This is a genomic window from Fodinicurvata sp. EGI_FJ10296 (genome assembly GCF_040712075.1).
Taxonomy (GTDB): domain Bacteria; phylum Pseudomonadota; class Alphaproteobacteria; order DSM-16000; family Inquilinaceae; genus JBFCVL01.
The window spans coordinates 76,697-96,095 of the sequence record NZ_JBFCVL010000003.1; the positions used below are offsets into that span (position 1 = coordinate 76,697).

A 19,399-nucleotide genomic window follows, 5' to 3' on the forward strand; every position below is an offset into this window, starting at 1 on the left:
CCTCAATGTCTCCGGTTTGCGGAGCGGCCTCAGGTCGGCTGAATTGAAGGTCCTTTCGATGGATACAGTAGCTGGGTGCGACGCGGTGAACATAAGAACTCCGGTGTACGGAAAAATCATTCATAACTTGTATTGTTGATTGATGGGTTATCAGGCTCACTACACCATTCGTGCTGCCATGGCGGTCGACAACGAACTCGGGGTTCCTGCCTTGGGCGGCCATAGCGCCCTGGCCGAGAGGCATTAGTTCGGAGTGTAAGTAATCCAGGAAAAAATATATCTTGGAGCAAATTTCTATTTATAGTAGTGATATACCACGGTCTGCCGCAGCCGGTGATTGACGAGCAGCGTGGCCGTTGAACCAGCCGCCACCCTTGTTCATCACCGTCAAACCCGCCACGGACACGAGACAAGCAAGATGCTGAACAGGCTCAAGGTCTCACAGAAGGTACTGATTGCGCCGTTGGCGGTTCTGATCGTTCTCCTTGCTTTCGCGACTCTGGCCTTTATCACCGTGCGCGGGCAACTGGCGACGACCAACCGCCTCGTCGACGAAACCCATGCCGCCAGCCTGGCCGCGGAGAATCTGGTCACCATCGTCTCCGACGCTCACGCCGACATCATGCGGCTCATGGTCTGGAACCGTATGGACAGGCCGCAGGAGGATCTGGATGGCCTGATGGCGTCCATCACGACGGCGATGGAAGACCTTCCTGCCGCCCATGTCGCGGTGAACGACGTGGCGGGTTCGGCGCACCGGACGGCGCTGGCCGATATGGAACCCCTCATTGCCGATTTCCGTTCCGTTGGCGGGAATGCGGCCACTATGGCCCTGGTCAACCCGGCGCTTGCAGCGGCCGTGGTGACGGGTGCCACCGAACGCTATACCGAGCTGCGTGGCGAGATCGATGCGTTGCTGGCCGAACTCGCCGTCGAATCCGAAGCGACGACCGCCATGGCCGAGCAGCGCGCAACACAGATGCAGCTGCTTCTGGCCGCCTGTATCGTCATCGCGGTGTTCGGTTCGGCGATCGTGACGATCACCATCGGCCGCCATATCACCAACGGCCTGAGGTCCGCGGTGGCGGCCATCGATGCGCTGGCCGACGGCGACCTCGACGCTCCCATCCCCAACGCCGATCGTCCGGATGAATTGGGCGACATCAGCCGCGGGCTCGTCATCTTCCGCCGAAAACTGCGCGAGCGAACCGAGCGGGAGGCCAACGACCGACGCCGACAGGAGGCAGACGCCCAATCGGTGCTCCTTGGCGATCTTGCGGACACGTTCGAATCGAGCGTCACCCATGTGACCGAAACCCTGGCTTCCAGTGCGACCGAACTCGGACAGGCAGCGGACAACATGTCCGCCATGGCCGGGCGGTCATCGACGGGCGCGCGAGATGTGATGTCGGCAACCGAATCCGCCGCGGAAGAAGCCGATCACATCCGTGGCGGCGTTTCCGACCTGAACGACGCCACGCGGGCCATTCTGGACCGGGCCACCGAATCGACGACCGTGGTCTCTCGCGCCGTCAACCGCGCCGAGGACACGAATGCGACGCTTGCAGACCTGTCCGAAGCAGCGCAACGAATCGGCGACGTCATCAAGCTGATCACCGAGATTGCGGAACAGACCAACCTGCTTGCGCTGAACGCCACGATCGAAGCCGCGCGCGCCGGTGAAGCGGGGCGCGGGTTCGCGGTCGTCGCCCAGGAAGTCAAATCGCTCGCCAGCCAGACGGCCGAGGCGACCGACGATATCCGCCGCCAGATCCAGGGCATCCAGTCCGCGACCGCCGACTCCGTCGCGGCCATCAAGGGTGTGACCGCCGTCATCGGAGAAATCAGCGCCGGGACCGATGCGATCAGGACATCCGCTGAGCAGCAGAACGACACGACCGACCGCATGACGGACGCGGTGGGACGCGTTGCGGATTCCACGGCCCGCGCCGTGGAAGAAATGCGCGCGGTCATGTCGGCTGTGGAGGAGACGAGCGAGATTGCGGGCCATGTGCAGCAGGCGTCTCGCCATCTCAGCCAGGAAACGGAAACCCTTTCCGCCGAATCGCGCCAGTTCATCGACGGAATACGCCAGCAGAAATCCGGCACAACGTCCTAGCCCGCTGCCAGACTACGATTTCAACGGCCTGGAGGTTTCCGGCCACTGTCCGCACAGGCACCCTTTCGGCAGGGCTCCACTTTCGTTGGAATGGGACTCGATGTCTGAAAGAGAAGTCGTGCTGGCAAAGGATCGATGCAGGTTATACACCTGCGCTTCGAGCCGACCGCCGCACCTCTCACCTGTCGAATCATCTGTCGGGGCGCCATCACGATGAAACCTTTACCCGGCACCCGCAAATGTATGGCCCGATCCGCGGCCATTGCGATGCCGGTGGCAGTGCTTGCCTCCATTAGCGGTCCGGTAAAAGCCGATCGGGAGATCGGGGATATACCGGCTCCCGCCGTATCGATCGAAATTGGCAGCCTTGCCGGGCAGTGGTCAGGCGAACCCGTGACGGTCGCCGTCACCACGACCGGCGCCACGGCGTTCGATTCCGTCGTCCGGGGGTGCCCCGGCTGGGGAACGGAGCCCGGGAACACCGCCGGCGCCGGTCTCGGTGTGGAACTGGGAAGCGTCATCGGCGATCTCTTCATCCAGTTCGAGGGCGAGAACACTGTCGCCGCCATCGTCGAGGGACCGGACGGTGTCCATCACTGCGTGACCCCCGACGATGACGGACTTCTGACCCACCATTTCCCCGATGCGGGCATCGGCCGGCTGCGTGTCTGGCCGGCGGGCGTCGAGCGGGGTGAAACGATCAGCACCCGCGTCATTCTCTCCAGCCGCCATCTGCGCGACCGCGATCTGCATCCGGTTTCGATGGACGATACCGCCCCGCCGCGACAGGGCGCGTTGTCCCTGGATGCCGGGCGTCACGGCGTGCGACAGCACCTTGCAACCGGCCCCATACAGGCAACGGAACCCGCATTCGCCGTCGCCGCCGACTGCGCTGGTCACGTGAACTTCGATGCACCGGATGCCCTGTTGAACGTCACCGACCAGGAACACACACTCAGTGTCTTTGCGGAAAGCGTCGTCGATCTGGTTCTCATGATTCAGGATCCGTCCGGTGATTGGCACTGCAATGACGACATCCATGGCTTCAACCCGGCGGTGACTCTTTCGCCCGCCCCTGCGGGAACCTATCGAATTCAGGTCGGCGCCTATGAGCGCGACCGCACTGGTTCCTACGAGCTCTTCGCAAGCCGCGGCGACCCGCAATGGACATACTCGTCAGCCTTTGCCGACCCCGGCGGATGGCTGGATGGGGAACTTGGTTCCCAAACATTGCCAGCGGGCGGACGGCTGAGTCTCAATGGTCCTGACAGCGGTCACACAGACGCCGATCGCCTGCCTCTCCGATTGACCGCTCGCGGCACACCCGCAGAAGATTTTCGAGCGGACTGCCGGGGCTACATGGATTTCAGCCGCCCGGACGCCATCCTGACAGTCGCACGCCGGGAACGGCACGTGACCATCTATGCCGCCTCGCAGGCCGACACCGCCATGCTGGTCCGAACGCCGGGCGGCAGGATCCTGTGCAATGACGATTTCGATGGCTTGAACCCGGCAATCGTCATGCGGGATGTCGGTCCGGGCGACTACATGATCTGGGTCGGCACCTATGACGGCTTTGGCGCCGAAGCCACGGTCGGTGTCACACGCACAACGCCCGATTGGACGGAAGTGCAGCAGGCCGGGATCGGCTCCGGCATAGCTCCCGGCCAATCAGTCGCAAATCAACCGACTCTGGCCATAGGCCGTCGTTTGACCCAGATCAGCGCCCGAGTCAGCGATAGTCGAAGATACGGCATTGCTCCATCGGCGACCCCGGCCGCAAACGCCCGCCCAAGCGGCGAATTACAGCACAGGCGGCATTGATTCCCGTGTGCAGAGCGCCTTCGGCCCATCCTCCCGACCACGAAATGCCGTCCCCCGCCAGGTAGATGCCGTCGTCGTGCGCCGTTCCGGCTTTCTGGAACTGAAAATAAAGCCCGGCATTGTCGACATCCTGACCGGGCAGCATCAGCTTGAAGGCGCCCATATGGTCGGATTCCGATTGCCAATCCACCGCCTTGATCTCGCCATTGACGGGCACCAGATGTTCGGCGAATTGCGGACTTATCCGGTCGATATATCCCCGGACCATTTCGAATCGGCGCATCGGATCGAAAGACTGCATTTTCACCGAATCCGCGCCCCAGGCATAGCTCAGCAGTACGACACCATTCTCGGTTCCCGGGTTGTCGATGCAATAGACGCCCCGCGACATGGCGTCGGACTGAATATTGTGAGGTATATTGTGATGGATTTTCCAGAATTTCTGCTCGGTGCGGATGAACATCTTCGAGCTTTCGATCATATTCAGATTTTGCAGAGCAAAATATTTTGAACCATTGAAATAGGTATCATATCCACCAACACCGCCGGTCATCAGCAGCAACTGCATGGCCCGCGTGGTCGTGGCGATGATCACCGCCTTGAAGGACCTGTATATGACATTGCCATCCGGCGGCTCGATGGCGAGAACGAGCCGGTCAGCGTTGTCAGGTCCGATGCCGATCACCCGGTGACGCCTGTTGATTGCGCCCGAACCGGATAACGATCGGCGGCCCAACGGCGTATCGACGAGCGTATCGGCAAACGCCCGGTTCAGCGCATCCGCGCCGCCCAGCAGAGAAGCCTGGTTGCGATGGTAGTCGTTGACAATAATCCGCAGGAATTCCACGAAACCGATATGATATAATGCACCGTACCCACCCGCGCCGATGCCCAACGAGCCGAAGATTCCGAGATCTTCACTGGTCCAGTGGGGCATGCCGCGTGCTATCGCGGAATACAGGCTGTCGTGGGCATAGCATTCCAGGCAATGCTGCCACGCCCTGATCAAGCCTTCGGCATCACCACGTCTGCGGCAGGCAACCGCGTCGGCGACGATGGGGCTGATGAATGCCTCCCAGTCGCGCGCAATCCGGCCGAACGGACCCGGCGGATTGGCGGGATCGCGATTTGTCCATGAATACGCATTGCCGCGATACGACAGCAAGGTCGGAACGAGCCCCGGATCGGGAAAGACATTGGCCATATCCAGAGCGAACAAATCATTGGCATAGTGCCGGAATGCGGACGCCGATGCTGGAAACCGCATCGCGCCCATATCAGCAAAAGCCGACGCCGGAGCGCCGTCCCGATCGTGGAAACGATCGGTCCGATTCCGGCCGCCGATCCTGTCTTGCGCCTCGAAGATGACGGGATTGGCGCCAGCTTTCAGCAGCTCGAATCCGGCGCACAGGCCGCCAATTCCGGCGCCGACGACGGCAACATCGCCGCCGGCCACGGTTCCGGTTTCAGCGATCGGACCCTGGCGGAGAAATCCGGCGTAGTCGTACAGCGTGTCGATCTGAAGTCCCTCCAGATCCGACATGCCGCCGGTGTCGAGATCCCGTCCGTCCCGCTCGATCATTGGCTTCCCTGCCCGCCGCGTCGATGGGCGCAACCCGATTGCCGCACGCCATTGGGAGCATGGCCAAATAAATATAATCTCGCAAGTTGTATACTTCGCGCAGAACGGGTAACGCAGGAATAAAGCTACAGCGGTTAAGGCCCACTGCCAGCCGAATTATCGCCGATCGGTATTCTCCGCTCGCCGCCAGCGATCAGGGCTGGAAGCCGAATATCACCTGATAGGACATGCCGGCCGCAGGATTCGGCAGCGGGATGACCTGCCGCAGCTGTTCGCGCCTGATGCCGGTTGTCCCGTCAAAGGGCACATCGGTCTGGAAGACTTCCTTGTTCAGAATGGTCTGCTGCGGATCGACCACGGCCACGAAATAGGATACGCGCGCCGCCCCGTCGGTGCCGGAACTCCGCTCTCCCGCCAGAACCGCGTCGACATCGACCGTCACCGCGTTCGCCGTATAGGCACATTCGCCGGACAGCGATTGAATGGCCAGAGTTGCCGAGGCGCCATCTGCCGTGGTTGCGTCCGTGCGCTCCATCTGGCGCAGTACGGATACATCCGGACAGCCCCGCGCGGCCTGGGTCTCGGCCGTATCGGTCCCTGCGCACCCGGTCAGCAACAGTGCAGCCGGAGCGGCAAGGGAGAGCATGCGCAGCGCGGCATTGCCGCACGGCCGATCGTGGGGTTTCTTCATGGCGGACCGTGTACTAAGTTCCGGGTCACCGGTTGCGATTGAACCGATATCATCAATGGGACTTTAGGCAATGGATACGGTCGACACAAGCGTTCCCGCCGCCGATTCCGGCGGCAATGCGGCCCCGGACCGGGCCCCGAACCGACAATTGAAGATCCTTCTGGCCGCGCCCCGGGGATTCTGCGCCGGTGTCGATCGCGCAATCCATATCGTGGAACGGGCGCTGGAGCGGTTCGGCAGCCCTGTCTATGTCCGGCATGAGATCGTTCATAATCGCTATGTCGTCGAAGGGCTTGAAGCAAAGGGCGCGGTATTCGTCGACGAACTGGACGAGATTCCGGCGGATCGCGCCGACCGGCCGGTGATTTTCTCCGCCCATGGCGTCCCGAAATCCGTTCCGGAAGATGCCAGGGCGCGGAACATGCTCCATATCGATGCTACGTGCCCCCTGGTCAGCAAGGTCCACCGCGAAGCCGAACGCCATCATGCAGCGGGCCGCCTCGTGGTACTGATCGGCCACGCTGGTCATCCCGAAGTGATCGGCACGATGGGGCAACTCCCGCCCGGCGCCGTCGTGCTGGTCGAAACGACGGCACAGGCTGCAACCGTCGACCTGCCCGACGATAGACCGCTGGCTTTCTGCACCCAGACGACACTGTCTGTCGATGACACCGCCGACATCGTCGCGACCCTCACCCGTCGTTTCCCGGACATCGCCGCGCCAAAACGCGAAGATATCTGCTACGCGACGACCAACCGTCAGGAGGCCGTCAAGGCGATGGCCGACCGTTGCGGCCTGACCCTTGTCGTCGGCGCACCAAACTCGTCCAATTCACGCCGCCTTGTCGAGGTGGCCGAACGCGCCGGCTGCCCTCGGTCCTATCTGGTCCAAAGGGCGGCGGATATCGACTGGGACTGGTTCGAGGGGGTCGAAACCGTGGGCATCACTGCTGGTGCCTCGGCGCCGGAAGCTCTGGTAGAAGAGGTGATCGCCGCCTGCCGCAGTCGTTTCACGACCACGACAGAGTCGGTAACGACAGCCGTCGAAGACGTGATCTTCAGAGTCCCGCCGATCCTCGCCGAAACACCGGTGCGTAATGCCACCACGGGCACCGCCGAAAACCGATGAACGGAGACCGGATGTCCCGGCGCCTTACGACGGTCGACGATCTGCATTCGGCCGGGCTGGTCGATGCCGGCGCGCTGCCGGAACTGCGCCGGGTGGCCGAGCGCTATGCCACGGCGATCACGCCGGAAATGGCAGCCTTGATCGACCCTGACGATCCCGATGACCCGATCGCCCGGCAATTCATCCCCACCGGCGGCGAAACCCGGACCACGCCGGCGGAACGGGCCGATCCGATCGGCGACGACGCCCATAGCCCGGTGCCTGGCGTCGTCCACCGCTATCCAGACCGCGCCCTGCTCAAGGTCGTCCACGCCTGCCCCGTCTACTGCCGTTTCTGTTTTCGCCGCGAAAGCGTCGGGCCGGGCGGCGATCACCTGACCGGACCGTCACTCGACGCCGCGCTCGCCTATATCCGTGCGACGCCGGCGATCTGGGAGGTCATCCTGACCGGGGGCGACCCGCTGATGCTGGCGCCCCGGCGGCTGGACGCCATTATCACTGCGCTGGCGGCCATCGATCATGTGGCCGTTATCCGCTTGCACAGCCGTGTGCCGATCGTCAGTCCGGAACGCATCGACGCGGCGATGACGAACGCGCTGACCGCCGGCCACCGACACACCGCTGGCACCGGGGATCGCGCGGGGGACGACAGCACGGGCGCGGCCGTGTGGGTCGCCATCCACACCAATCATGCGCGCGAGTTGACGCCCGATGCGCGCTCGGCCATCGCGCGGCTTGCAGACCGCGGAATTCCGCTGGTGAGCCAGACGGTCCTGCTGCGCGGGGTCAACGACGACCCTGCCGTGCTGGAAGCCCTGTTCCGCAGGCTCGTCGCCAACCGCGTGAAGCCCTATTACCTGCATCACGGCGACTTCGCCCCGGGCACCGGTCACTTCCGCACCGGCATCGAACAGGGTCAGGCCATCGTCGATGATCTGGCCGGCCGGATTTCCGGGCTGTGCCAGCCGCGTTATGTCCTCGACATCCCGGGCGGCCATGGCAAGGCGCCGATCACGCCCGCCGCCGCCGAAGGCAGTGACGAGAAGGGCTGGCAGGTTCGCGACTTTCACGGCAAGACACATTCCTGGCCGCCTGTGCCCTGACGAAATTGGCGGCGCCTCGCCCCGCCAACGCCGTTGACGCCGCGGCAAAAAGTCATCAGTTTCCGATCCCATGGCAGTCTACACAGAAGTTACCGACGAAGACGTTCAGGCCTTCGCGTCACGGTTTGATATCGGCACGGTCATCTCGCTGAAAGGGATCGCCGAAGGGGTCGAGAACTCGAACTACCTGATGGTCACCGACCGGGATCAGTTCATACTGACGCTCTACGAAAAGCGCGTTCATCGGACGGACCTGCCCTTTTTCATCGGGCTGATGCGCCATCTGGCAGACCGCGGGGTGAATTGCCCGCTGCCGGTCGCGGCATCGGATGGCGAGGCGCTGCACGAACTCGCCGGCCGCCCGGCCGCCGTGTTCACCTTTCTGGAAGGCATGTGGCCGCGCCGGATCACGGTTCGGCATTGCGCGGAACTGGGGCCGGCAATGGCCCGTATGCATCTGGCCGGCTCGGATTTCGCCATGACGCGTGCGAACGCACTGGGACCGTCAGCCTGGCGCCCCCTTTATAATCTGTCGGCGGATCGCGCCCATCTGGTCGATCCGGCGCTGCCGGAACTGGTTTCAACCGCCCTCGATCGCTTTGATGCCCAATGGCCAACGGGGCTGCCGTCCGGCCTGATTCATGCCGATCTGTTCCCCGACAACGTCTTTTTCCGCGACGAGGAACTGACCGGGCTGATCGACTTCTATTTCGCCTGCACGGATTTTCTGGCCTATGACATCGCGGTGGCGCTGAATGCGTGGTGCTTCGAACCCGACGGCGCGTTCAACACGACCAAGGCCCGCGCGCTGCTGACCGGGTACCAGCGGTTGCGCCCCCTGGCGCCGGAAGAAATGGCGGCGCTGCCGGTTCTCGCCGCCGGTGCGGCGGCCCGGTTTCTGCTGACGCGCCTTTATGATTGGCTGAACCACCCCGACGGCGCGTTCGTCAAACCCAAGGATCCGGTGGAGTATCTGCGCAAGCTGCGGTTTCACAGCAAGGCCGCCGATCCCGCCGCCTATGGCCTGCCGGCATGACCGCGCCCGTGATCGTCGAAGCCTTTACCGACGGCGCCTGCAGCGGTAACCCCGGCCCCGGGGGCTGGGGGGCGATCCTGCGCTATGGCGACCAGGAAAAGGAATTGTCGGGCGCCGAAGCGCATACCACCAACAACCGTATGGAACTGATGGCGGCCATCGCCGCTTTGGAGGCCATGAAACGCCCGGTGACGGTGACGGTATGGACCGACAGCCAATACCTGCGCAACGGCATCACGCAATGGCTGGCCGGGTGGAAAGCACGCGGCTGGAAAACCGCGTCGAAAAGCCCGGTGCGCAACGTCGATCTATGGGTCCGGCTGGACGAGGCCCGGCAGCGCCACACCGTGAACTGGCAGTGGATCAAGGGCCATGCCGGCCACGCCGAAAACGAGCGCGCCGATGCCCTCGCCCGCCAGGCTCTCAAAGCCCTGCGCGAGGGGGTCTGAGAAACGGGGAAAGTACACGCCGATGCTGCTCCGCCCGCTTGGAGACGGCCGCACGGCCGTCATCACCCAGCCTGCCCATGCCTGGCTCTCCGGCCGGTTGATCCGGGCCTGGGGATGTCCGCCTTTTGCCGCACCGGCACCCTTCGATCAGGTCTGTTTCGCGGCCGAGAATCACGACATCGGCTGGCTGCGGTGGGAGAGCGCGCCGACGCCCGACCCCGAAACCGGCTTGCCGCGAAACTTCACCCGGATGCCATTGCCGACCCATCTGGCGATCTGGCGCGAGGGCATCGACCACGCCGGCCACTATGGCCGCTATCCGGCCCTGCTGGTTTCCCTGCACGCCACGACGATATACCGCCGCTACTTCGATCTGGACGCGGCCAGGCCCGAGGACGCCGGGCGGGTGCGGTCATTTCTTGATGAACAACAACAGGTTCAGGATCGCCTCTCCGCATCGCTTCAAAACGACCCGTACTGCGCCGCGACAGCCTCGGCGCCGCAGATCGAGGTCAACCGTCTGCTGATTGCCGCCGTCGACTGGATGTCGCTGGCCATGTGCCAGAGTCCCGACCGGCCGGCTTCGGTGGAAAATGTGCCGACCGCCGACGGCGACCGGACGTCTCTGACGCTGACGCCATCAAAGGATGGTACGATCGCAGTCGACCCCTGGCCATTCACCCGGGATCGGCTGGAAACGACCATCGAATGCCGCATCCTGACCGGCCGCTACAAAGACGACACGTCCCTGAGGCAGGGGCTGGCGAACGCGCCGCGCCAGTCTCTGCCCATCCACCTTCGGCCCCAAGCTCGCGAACGGGCTTGACGACGCGCATGGACATACCGGCGTCATGCGGTCCATTGTCGGTCCCAGCACTCCCGTAACGCTCCCCGCCGGTGGCATGGAAAGCGCGGCTTCCGCCTTGATCGCGACCGGCCAACAGCCTGGAAGACACGATGAACGACGCTGAAATGGATACCCCCGTTCCGGTCATCGACCTGGATATCGTCATGGCCAATCTGCGCCGCATGCAGGACTACTGCGACCTGCACGGATTGAAGCTGCGCCCGCATATCAAGACGCACAAGATGCCCGATCTGGCACTGGAGCAGGTCCGCCTCGGCGCGGTCGGGATTACCTGCCAGAAGCTGGGCGAGGCCGAGGTCATGGTCGATGCCGGGCTCACCGACATTCTGATGTCCTATCCGGTGATCGGGGCGGCCAAGGCTGCCAGGCTGGGCGCGCTGGCCAGGCGGGCCACGATGCGCGTGGCGGTGGACAATCCGGTCGCCCTGCGGACGGTTGCCGACGCCGCCTCTCAGGCGGGCCGCGAGATCGGCATTCTGGTCGAATTCGATTCCGGCCGACTCCGCACCGGCGTAACGACAGTGGACGAAGCACTGGCGCTTGCCCGCGCGGTCGTGGCGACCGATGGCGTGCGATTCGACGGGTTGATGACTTATCCGAGTTCGGCCGCAACGGCGCCGTTCATCGCCGCGGCAAAGGAGGCCTTCGCTGCGGCCGGGATCGAGATCGGCATGGTTTCAGGCGGCGGAACCCCCGATGTCTGGTCGAAGCATGAAACGGTGGGCCTGACCGAATTGCGGGTCGGCACCTATATATTCCACGACCGCGCCACAGTCGGCAACGGCGTCGCCACGCTGGACGATTGCGCCCTGCATGTGCATGCGACCGTCGTCAGCCGGCCGACGCCCGACCGGGCCGTGATCGACACCGGATCCAAATCGCTGTCCAGCGATCTGGTTGCGCCATCCGTGGGCAAGGGGTTCGGCATGATCCGGGAATATCCGGACGCCGTCATCGAACGGGTGAACGAGGAACACGGCATGGTCGATCTTTCGGCCTGCGCCGCCCGGCCTGAAATCGGCGAGCGGGTGCGCGTCTTGCCCAATCACGTCTGCGTCGTCGTCAATCTCCACGACACCGTCGTCCGTACCCGAGGTGGAGAAATCGACGGTGACGGCACCGGGGTCTGGCCGGTGGCGGCACGCGGCCGAAGCCGTTAGCGGTTATCGAATTCTCCGCATATCACTATCGGTGGGCGGTACGCCCTGACTGGCGCGACGGCGTCCTTCAGTCATAGCGCATCGCCATATCCGCAGTGGCATTGGGCGTACGCGAAGCACAATCGGTCCGCATTTCCGGCTCGTCATCAACGACGCGGTCAAGGCCGCGATCCAATGCCCAGATCGCCGCCTTGGTTCGATTGCCGACGTTTATCTTCTTGAACAGAAACTTCATCTGGACCTTGATTGTGCTTTCGGTAACATTGAGCTGAAAAGCAATAATCTTGTTGGGTTCACCGCGTATCAAGAGTCGCAGAATACTCATTTCGCGGTTGGTAATCGATGCCTCCGCCTGTATAGCCGCCGAACTGCGCCGCTGGGAAAAGCTCACGCTGCCGGAAATCAACAACGCCCCCAATTCCGTTGGAAACACCGTTTCTCCCATCTCCACCAAACGCAACGACTCGATCAAGGCATCGGGCGACAGATCCTTCAGCAGAAAGGCCTTCACACCGGAACGCAGGGCACCAATCAAGTCGTTACACTCAACCTCGTCGTTGATGGCCACGATCTGATAACCGCTGCCCACGGCAGTCAACTCGATGATGTTCCTGAGGAAGTCGGGATCATCGGCACACCACTTGACGATCAGAAGCCGAGTTTCCGACGCGCCCCGCCGAAGCTCCGGCATCACCTCGTCCAGACGCTGGGCCTCCGCCACGATTCTGAACCTGGTCGTTTCGAACAGGCGTTTCATGCCTTCGCGAAAAAGGCGGCTTGGGTCAACAACCACGACAGCTGTCTCTTCCAGCAGCCCTTCAATCTCAAATTCGCGGCTTCCACTATCCATAAATGCTACCTTTTGCTTGCTTTTACTTGATTTCGGCGCACGTATACTATAATTGATAGACCAAGATATCTCTCACTTTCCATGCACAGCTCCGGCGACGAAATTGCCGTAAGCGAGACCGAAACGCCTGGTGACAAGGGCGCCCACAAGATAATCGGCGCTGAAAAGTACCCACCATCGGCTCAACCAACAAACGTGCGAAATCGGCCGATTTGAAAGGGCCCGGAATCATTTCCAAAATTCAAAGAAACTGAAAATTTCGGATCGACGTCCGGCTTCAGAACTTATGACAAATGCAAAGCGGTGGGTATCATCGGAATCTACTCAATTTTCTTCCACGAGTGACTTTGCGATTGGCGCCGCCATCCGCAGAACCTCACGCCGCGACGTCCGGAAGGCGATCGGGCAATCCGGGCACAGCGCCAGGGTCATTGTTTTGGGACTATGCGGCACCAAATTGTAGTATGCGTTACCTGTTATTGATCGAAAGTTCTGTTTTGATACGCGACCGCTCGTCGGCCCCTGAGGGCCAGCCTACGCGCGCCGACGAGGCCGCGTTGGACATTGGCCACCCCCCGGGCAGGACTTTTCCGGTGATTGCGCTCGGCGCGTCTGCCGGCGGTCTGCAATCCTGTCGCAAGCTTCTGAAAGCTCTGCCCAAAGAGCCGAAACTGGCATTCGTGTTGATCCTGCACCTGGATCCGACGCACGAAAGCATGATGGTCGATCTGCTGGCCCGAGACACGACGCTGACCGTCCTAGAAGCCGCCGAGTCCATGGTGGTCGAGCCTGGTTGTCTCTATGTCATTCCGCCGGGCGCCTATTTATCGATTGCCAATGGCACACTCCATCTCAACCCACCGAGCGAACGGCATGGCGCTCGGCTTCCGTTCGATTTCTTCCTGCAATCACTGGTGAAGGACATGGCCGGCCGCGCGGTCTGCGTCGTGTTGTCCGGGACGGGAGCCGATGGTAGCGCGGGTCTGGCCGCGGTCCGCGCGGCAGGCGGCGTGGTGATCGCCCAGGATCCTGACGACGCCGAATATCCCGGCATGCCGAACAGCGCGATCGAGACCGGTCTGGTCGATCATATCCTGACGACGGCCCATATGCCGCCCGTATTGGCGGATATTGCCCGAAACGCCGCCCTGGTGCCTGCGGCCAAACCCGCGCCTCCGGTCGTGCGAGCGCACGTCGAACTGGATCAGGACAGCTTCAATGCAATCGTCGATCTCGTCCGAAGTCGCACCAGCCAGGACGTCACGCTTTACAAGACCGGAACGATACAGAGACGAATCGCCCAACGGATGGCGATGTCCAGCATTCCGCCGACCGATTCGACGCGATATCTCGACCTTCTCCGGTCGGATTCCGCAGAACTTGACCGTTTGGCCGCCGATTTGCTGATACATGTGACGGGGTTCTTTCGCGACACGATCGCCTTTGATCGATTGGCGGCCAGCACCATTCCCGAACTGTTGCAGGGAAGGCCGACCGACCAACCGCTTCGGGTCTGGGTTGCGGGATGCAGCACTGGCGAGGAAGCCTATTCCATCGGCATGCTGTGCCTGGAAGCGATCGAAGCCCGGGAGGAGCCTATCGGGCTGCAGATCCTGGCGTCCGACATTGATGCCGAAGCCATCGCCACTGCACGCGAAGGGTTCTATCCGGACAGCGCGGTCGCGGCCATATCCGGGGAACGTCTTGCACGCTTTTTCAACAAGGAGGTCGGTGGCTGGCGCGTGCAGGCACATCTTCGGGACAAGATCGTGTTCACGGTCCAGGATCTGCTGTCGGACCCACCGTTTTCGCGTATTGATCTTGTCGCCTGCCGAAACCTTCTGATCTATCTGGGCGCTGAAGGACAGCGCCGGGCAATCGGGATGTGCAGTTTCGCGCTGCGGCCCGGCGGATTCCTGATGCTCGGCAGTTCGGAAACGCCGGGCGCCCTCAACGGACGGTTTGAATCCAACGACAAGGCCGCGCGGCTTTGGCGCCGCGTCGGAAAATACTCACCCGACGATCTGAAACTTGTTTCAGGGGCCCGGCCCGAACCGGCCACTCCGGCGAAACCGACCGGCGGGCGGCGGACGGATTATGCGGAAATCTGCCGCCAACAGCTGATCACCGCGTACGCCCCCGCAACAGCTTTGCTGAACCGGCGTCTGGAATGCCTGTATCTTCTGGGGCCAACCGACCGGTATCTGCGGCTGGCACCCGGCTATCCCAACCACGACTTCCTCGCCATGGCGCCAAAGTCCTTGCGTGTCAGACTGCGCGCGGCGGCGGCATCCTGCACCGCAGAAAATCCCGTGGTGACGATTGTCGGTGGCCGGACCGACGATGGCGCCGCCTTTTCCGCCGAAATGCGGGCTATCGCCGCTGCGGATGAAAACCTCTTGCTGGTCTCCTTTTTCGATGACCGGTCGCAACTCTCTTTCACACCGCCCCCATCCGACGCCGATCAGTCCGCGCCCCCCAAGCGGGTCCTGGCGCTGGAGGCTGAACTCGAAACCGTCAAGGCAGAATTGAGCGCTGCGCTCAGCGATCTGGAAACGGCTGCTGAAGAACATGGCGCGGATGCGGCAGAGGCGTTGTCGATCAACGAAGAATATCAATCGACCAACGAGGAATTGCTTGCCTCCAAGGAAGAGTTGCAGTCGCTGAACGAGGAACTGAACGCTCTCAATGGTCAGCTGCAGGAAACGCTGGAATGCCACCGCACCACTGCCAACGATTTGCAGAACGTCCTGTACAGCACCGACGTTGCGACCGTATTTCTCGACACCGAGTTGAAGATTCGCTTTTTCACACCGGCCCTGCAGTCACTTTTCCGCATCATCCCCACCGATATCGGCCGTCCCCTGGCGGATTTCGCGGGCCTGGCGAACGATGCCGGCCTTCTCGAAGATGCCGTCGCCGTGCTTCAAGGACACGAACCGAGCGAACGTGAGATCATATCGGCCGACGATACATGGTACCAGCGCCGCATTCAGCCCTATCGCGTCGAGGGTGGGCATGTCGAAGGGGTGGTAATCACCTACACCAACATCACAGAACGCCGAAAGACGGCCGAAGCCCTCGACGCGGCGCGTCTGAAGGCCGAACGCGCCGATGCAGCCAAGTCCCGTTTCCTGGCAGCTGCCAGCCACGACCTGCGCCAGCCACTGCAATCGCTGGCCCTGATCCACAAGCTGTTGCTCCACGACGAGGGCGAAGCGCACCGCCGGCGACTTGCGGCCCTGCAGGACCGAACACTGGCATCGATGACCGAAATGCTCGACGCCCTGCTCGACATCAATCGGATCGATGCTGGCGCGATAAAACCCGAGATAGCCTCATTTCCCCTGGCACCATTGATCGAGCGGCTGATCGAAGACCATGCCGATCTGGCGGCGGATTACGGTCTTCGACTGCGCGGCCTTCCCTCGACCGCAACGGTGCGGAGCGACCCGCGCCTGCTGGAACAGATGCTGCGAAATCTCTTGTCAAACGCGATGAAGTACACACTCAAGGGGGGTATACTTCTTGGGTGTCGACGAAGGGGCGATCACGTCAGCATCGAAGTCTGGGACAGTGGCGTCGGGATCGCGGAATCCGATCAGGCGGCAATTTTCGAAGCCTATCATCGAATCAAGAATGACGCCGGCGGTGAAGGCCGCAGTTTCGGCCTCGGCCTGGGACTGCCGATCGTCAAGCATCTCGGTGAAATTCTGGGTCATCGGGTATCGGTCCGCTCACGGATCGGCCACGGTTCCGGTTTCGCGATCGAAGTTCCGGCCGCATCGCTGCGGTCGGATTCCGTCTCGCCGTCCTCACCCCACCTTGATGTCGGCATACTCCCCGAACCTCGGAAGACTGGATCGACCTCCGATATCGACGATGCGCCCGACACTGGAACACCCGGCGCAACGATCCTGTTGGTCGAGGACGAACCGGATTTGCTCGAACTCATGACCGCCATGCTGACCGCTGAAGGGCACCATGTTATTGCAGCACGCGATGCCGCCGACGCCCTGTCACGCGCGGTCGACCCGGCGGTGACGCCCGACCTGCTTCTCACCGATTTCGACCTTCACAATGCCTTGAACGGCGTGCAATTGGCCGCTGCCCTTTCCGGTGTTCTCGGTCGCCCGGTTCCGACGATCGTCCTGACCGGCGATATCTCGACAGCGGCTCTGCGTGGTATCACGGAATCGAACTGCCAGCCGATCGCCAAACCGGCCAGCCCGGAGATGCTGAACGCCCGGATCAAGTCGCTGCTCCAATGGGCATCGAGCGTTCCGCTTCACCCGGAGCCCGGCGGGCAGGAGGCCGACCAGGACCGATTCCAGCCCGCTGGGCCGACCATCCATATCATCGACGATGACCCGATCATTCGCGACAGCTCGCGGCACCTGTTCAAATCAAACGCGTGGGCGAGCGAAACCTACAATTCAGCGGAAGCATTCCTTGATGCCCCGCGCCCATCCGGCGACGCCTGTTTGGTTGTCGACGCACGGCTGCCCGGGATGGACGGCGTGGCCCTGTTGGCTCTGCTCAAGAACGAAGGGCACAACATACCGTCGATCATGATCACGGGTCATGGCGATTCAGCCATGGCTGTTGCCGCCATGAGATCGGGCGCGTCGGACTTTATCGAAAAGCCTGCCAATCCCGACGATCTGATTGCAAGCGTGGCCCGCGCATTGGAGCAATCACGAGACAGCCGGGCGCTGGCTCAATCGCGCCAGACGGCCGCCGCGCAATTCGCCAGCTTGACGCGGCGCGAGGAACAGGTGCTGGAAAAGGTTCTTGCGGGCGACTCCAACAAGAACATCGCCGCCGATCTGGGGATCAGCCAACGGACGGTCGAAAATCACCGGGCATCGGTTATGCAGAAAACCGGCACGCCGTCGCTGCCAGCGCTCGTCCGGCTCGCCCTGGCGGCGGGACGATAACCGGACGACGCTTCCAGTTCCCGGCGTTCCGGCGAAGGAACAGCGTGGTTGGCCGCGACAAACCCTGGTGTCGTCACTGGCAACCGCAAGTGACGCTCTGCTTTGATGGCAGATCAGGTTGGCGCGACAGCGTATTGCTCGTCGGTGACCGGCTCCATCCAATCCGCGTGCGCGCCGTCGAGGGCCTCGTGGATGGCCAGATGAACCATGCCAATCGTCGGCGATGCGCCGTGCCAGTGCTTTTCGCCGGGTGGAATCCAGATTGAATCGCCCGGCCGGATCTCGCGGACCGGCTCGCCCCAGACCTGAATGCGGCCGACTCCCGTCAGAACGTGCAGGGTCTGACCAAGCGGATGGGTATGCCAGTTGGTCCGGGCCGCCGGCTCGAACGTCACTCGGACGGCGCGGACCCGTGCCGGTTCGGGTGCCTCGTTGATCGGATCCTGCCAGACAGTTCCGGTGAAATAGTCGGCTGGCACGCGCCGTGTCGGGGTGTCGGCTGCTGGACGGATTTCCATCTACTTTGCTCCGTGCGGTCTCAAAGGGTCAAACATCAGATTCGCCGCACAGACTACGCGATTTCCTTCGCCTTCTCATCCTTGCTTTGTCGGATTGCGCCTTGTCCGATTGGGCTTCGCCCGAAGGGGCTGTGACCGGTGAAACCCCAAGGCACCAGACCGACACCTAAGCCAGACGTATCTGCGGCTGCTGACTGCCGTAATCCGGGGAATCGTCGTCTGGCTGCGCTGCGAGACCATGGGCCTGCGCCCAGATCGCCGCCTGGGTGCGATTGCCAGCATTGATCTTTCTGAGCAGGCTCTTGAGCTGCATCTTTATCGTGCCTTCAGTGACCTCCAGCCGACGGGCGATTGCCTTGTTCGACTCACCGGACACCAGACACCGCAATACCATCATTTCACGCTCGGTCAGGGCAACGGGCAGCATGCTCACTCCAGGCCCACTCTGCCAGGCGTCGCCCCCACCGCCAATCAGGGTGGCAGCCAGTTCGGTCGGGAACACGACCTCGCCGATCTGAACCAGTCGCATCGACTGCACCAAAGCATCGGCCGACAGGTCCCTGAGCAGAAACGCCCGCACACCGGCGCGCAAAGCAGCAACCAGGCTGTCCGAATTCATCTGAGGGCTGAGTGCGATAACACGGTAGGAATTTTCCATCGCCGCCAGTTCGGCAACGGCTTCAAGGAGTGCCGGGTCGTCATCGAACCATTCCACGAGGAGAAGTCGGCGGGCGTGCGCCGCCAGCCGCAGATCCGGCATCATGGCGCCGAGGTGCCGCCCTTCGTTCACGATCCGAAATGGTGTGGACTCGAGCAGACGCTTCATGCCCTCCCGGCAAAGCCGGCTCTGATCGACAACGACCACATCCGTCCATGACAGCGCCCGCTCTACCTCCAAATGCGTACTCATTTTTCGACCGTCCTTACATTATAGGTTGATAAACTAATAAGCAAGAACACGTAAACGGCTCAGTCGGATGCTTCGCATCTCTTGTTTTATTTATTCGTATTTTTTGTATAAAACGTCCAGCGACATCCATTCGTCTGCGGAAAGTACGTATAATATCGTTGCTCACTACCCCTTGATCATCCGGCGTCATCGAGGCAGCGTGACGGCACCCGAGTTCGTC

14 protein-coding genes are annotated in these 19,399 nt (G+C 62.2%); 9 read left to right on the forward strand and 5 right to left on the reverse strand.

Annotation, left to right across the window (positions count from 1 at the left end; all coding sequences use genetic code 11):
• Nucleotides 1–418: 418 nt before the first annotated feature.
• Nucleotides 419–2,119 (forward strand): methyl-accepting chemotaxis protein, encoded by a 1,701-nt coding sequence (locus ABZ728_RS06510; RefSeq protein ID WP_366655214.1) that lies wholly within the window; start codon nucleotides 419–421, stop codon nucleotides 2,117–2,119.
• Nucleotides 2,120–2,362: 243 nt separating this feature from the next.
• Nucleotides 2,363–3,943: a hypothetical protein gene (locus ABZ728_RS06515; RefSeq protein WP_366655216.1), complete on the forward strand. Its 1,581-nt coding sequence runs from the start codon at nucleotides 2,363–2,365 to the stop codon at nucleotides 3,941–3,943.
• Here ABZ728_RS06515 and ABZ728_RS06520 read toward each other — a convergent pair.
• A complete protein-coding gene (locus tag ABZ728_RS06520; RefSeq protein ID WP_366655218.1) occupies nucleotides 3,852–5,525 on the reverse strand; it encodes an FAD-dependent oxidoreductase in 1,674 nt (557 codons plus the stop codon). The genes ABZ728_RS06515 and ABZ728_RS06520 overlap by 92 nt on opposite strands.
• 193 nt (nucleotides 5,526–5,718) lie before the next feature.
• A complete protein-coding gene (locus tag ABZ728_RS06525; RefSeq protein ID WP_366655220.1) occupies nucleotides 5,719–6,216 on the reverse strand; it encodes a hypothetical protein in 498 nt (165 codons plus the stop codon).
• A gap of 70 nt (nucleotides 6,217–6,286) precedes the next feature.
• On the opposite strand from ABZ728_RS06525, the gene ispH reads away from it, so the two are divergent.
• From ispH to ABZ728_RS06555, 6 genes are all read left to right on the forward strand, one after another.
• Nucleotides 6,287–7,345 carry a 4-hydroxy-3-methylbut-2-enyl diphosphate reductase gene (ispH, locus tag ABZ728_RS06530; RefSeq protein WP_366655222.1) on the forward strand — a complete coding sequence of 353 codons (1,059 nt, stop codon included), beginning with the start codon at nucleotides 6,287–6,289 and terminating at the stop codon, nucleotides 7,343–7,345.
• A gap of 11 nt (nucleotides 7,346–7,356) precedes the next feature.
• A complete protein-coding gene (locus ABZ728_RS06535) occupies nucleotides 7,357–8,448 on the forward strand; it encodes a lysine-2,3-aminomutase-like protein (RefSeq protein ID WP_366655223.1) in 1,092 nt (363 codons plus the stop codon).
• Nucleotides 8,449–8,518: 70 nt separating this feature from the next.
• On the forward strand, nucleotides 8,519–9,484 hold the full coding sequence (locus ABZ728_RS06540; protein ID WP_366655225.1) for a homoserine kinase: 966 nt from the start codon (nucleotides 8,519–8,521) through the stop codon (nucleotides 9,482–9,484).
• Nucleotides 9,481–9,933, forward strand: coding sequence for a ribonuclease HI (gene rnhA, locus ABZ728_RS06545; RefSeq protein WP_366655227.1), 453 nt, complete (start codon nucleotides 9,481–9,483; stop codon nucleotides 9,931–9,933). The genes ABZ728_RS06540 and rnhA overlap by 4 nt, the downstream gene beginning before the upstream one ends.
• A 22-nt stretch (nucleotides 9,934–9,955) precedes the next feature.
• Nucleotides 9,956–10,759, forward strand: a complete 804-nt coding sequence (locus ABZ728_RS06550) for a DUF3891 family protein (RefSeq protein WP_366655229.1) — start codon at nucleotides 9,956–9,958, stop codon at nucleotides 10,757–10,759.
• A 131-nt stretch (nucleotides 10,760–10,890) separates the two neighbouring features.
• Complete coding sequence (locus ABZ728_RS06555) at nucleotides 10,891–11,961, forward strand: alanine racemase (protein WP_366655231.1); 1,071 nt, start codon at nucleotides 10,891–10,893, stop codon at nucleotides 11,959–11,961.
• A gap of 67 nt (nucleotides 11,962–12,028) precedes the next feature.
• On the opposite strand, the gene ABZ728_RS06560 is transcribed toward ABZ728_RS06555, so the two are convergent.
• On the reverse strand, nucleotides 12,029–12,811 hold the full coding sequence (locus ABZ728_RS06560; protein ID WP_366655232.1) for a response regulator transcription factor: 783 nt from the start codon (nucleotides 12,809–12,811) through the stop codon (nucleotides 12,029–12,031).
• A 593-nt stretch (nucleotides 12,812–13,404) separates the two neighbouring features.
• Between ABZ728_RS06560 and ABZ728_RS06565 the strand changes: the two genes are divergently transcribed.
• Entirely contained in the window at nucleotides 13,405–17,751 is a 4,347-nt protein-coding gene (locus ABZ728_RS06565) for a chemotaxis protein CheB (protein WP_366655234.1), read from the forward strand.
• Nucleotides 17,752–17,864: 113 nt separating this feature from the next.
• Here ABZ728_RS06565 and ABZ728_RS06570 read toward each other — a convergent pair whose 3' ends face one another.
• Together ABZ728_RS06570 and ABZ728_RS06575 are read right to left on the reverse strand one after the other, a co-directional pair.
• Complete coding sequence (locus ABZ728_RS06570; RefSeq protein ID WP_366655235.1) at nucleotides 17,865–18,269, reverse strand: cupin domain-containing protein; 405 nt, start codon at nucleotides 18,267–18,269, stop codon at nucleotides 17,865–17,867.
• Between the two features lie 166 nt (nucleotides 18,270–18,435).
• The gene (locus ABZ728_RS06575; RefSeq protein WP_366655237.1) at nucleotides 18,436–19,179 is read right to left on the reverse strand and encodes a response regulator transcription factor; all 744 of its coding nucleotides are present in this window, start codon (nucleotides 19,177–19,179) and stop codon (nucleotides 18,436–18,438) included.
• Nucleotides 19,180–19,399 lie beyond the last annotated feature (220 nt).

Excerpts from the sequence above, each read along its gene's own strand:
- ABZ728_RS06510 (WP_366655214.1), top strand. The coding sequence starts at position 419 with ATGCTGAACAGGCTCAAGGTCTCACAGAAGGTACTGATTGCGCCGTTG.
- ABZ728_RS06515 (WP_366655216.1), top strand. The coding sequence starts at position 2,363 with ATGGCCCGATCCGCGGCCATTGCGATGCCGGTGGCAGTGCTTGCCTCC.
- ABZ728_RS06520 (WP_366655218.1), bottom strand. The coding sequence starts at position 5,525 with ATGATCGAGCGGGACGGACGGGATCTCGACACCGGCGGCATGTCGGAT.
- ABZ728_RS06525 (WP_366655220.1), bottom strand. The coding sequence starts at position 6,216 with ATGAAGAAACCCCACGATCGGCCGTGCGGCAATGCCGCGCTGCGCATG.
- ispH (WP_366655222.1), top strand. The coding sequence starts at position 6,287 with ATGGATACGGTCGACACAAGCGTTCCCGCCGCCGATTCCGGCGGCAAT.
- ABZ728_RS06535 (WP_366655223.1), top strand. The coding sequence starts at position 7,357 with ATGTCCCGGCGCCTTACGACGGTCGACGATCTGCATTCGGCCGGGCTG.
- ABZ728_RS06540 (WP_366655225.1), top strand. The coding sequence starts at position 8,519 with ATGGCAGTCTACACAGAAGTTACCGACGAAGACGTTCAGGCCTTCGCG.
- rnhA (WP_366655227.1), top strand. The coding sequence starts at position 9,481 with ATGACCGCGCCCGTGATCGTCGAAGCCTTTACCGACGGCGCCTGCAGC.
- ABZ728_RS06550 (WP_366655229.1), top strand. The coding sequence starts at position 9,956 with ATGCTGCTCCGCCCGCTTGGAGACGGCCGCACGGCCGTCATCACCCAG.
- ABZ728_RS06555 (WP_366655231.1), top strand. The coding sequence starts at position 10,891 with ATGAACGACGCTGAAATGGATACCCCCGTTCCGGTCATCGACCTGGAT.
- ABZ728_RS06560 (WP_366655232.1), bottom strand. The coding sequence starts at position 12,811 with ATGGATAGTGGAAGCCGCGAATTTGAGATTGAAGGGCTGCTGGAAGAG.
- ABZ728_RS06570 (WP_366655235.1), bottom strand. The coding sequence starts at position 18,269 with ATGGAAATCCGTCCAGCAGCCGACACCCCGACACGGCGCGTGCCAGCC.
- ABZ728_RS06575 (WP_366655237.1), bottom strand. The coding sequence starts at position 19,179 with ATGAGTACGCATTTGGAGGTAGAGCGGGCGCTGTCATGGACGGATGTG.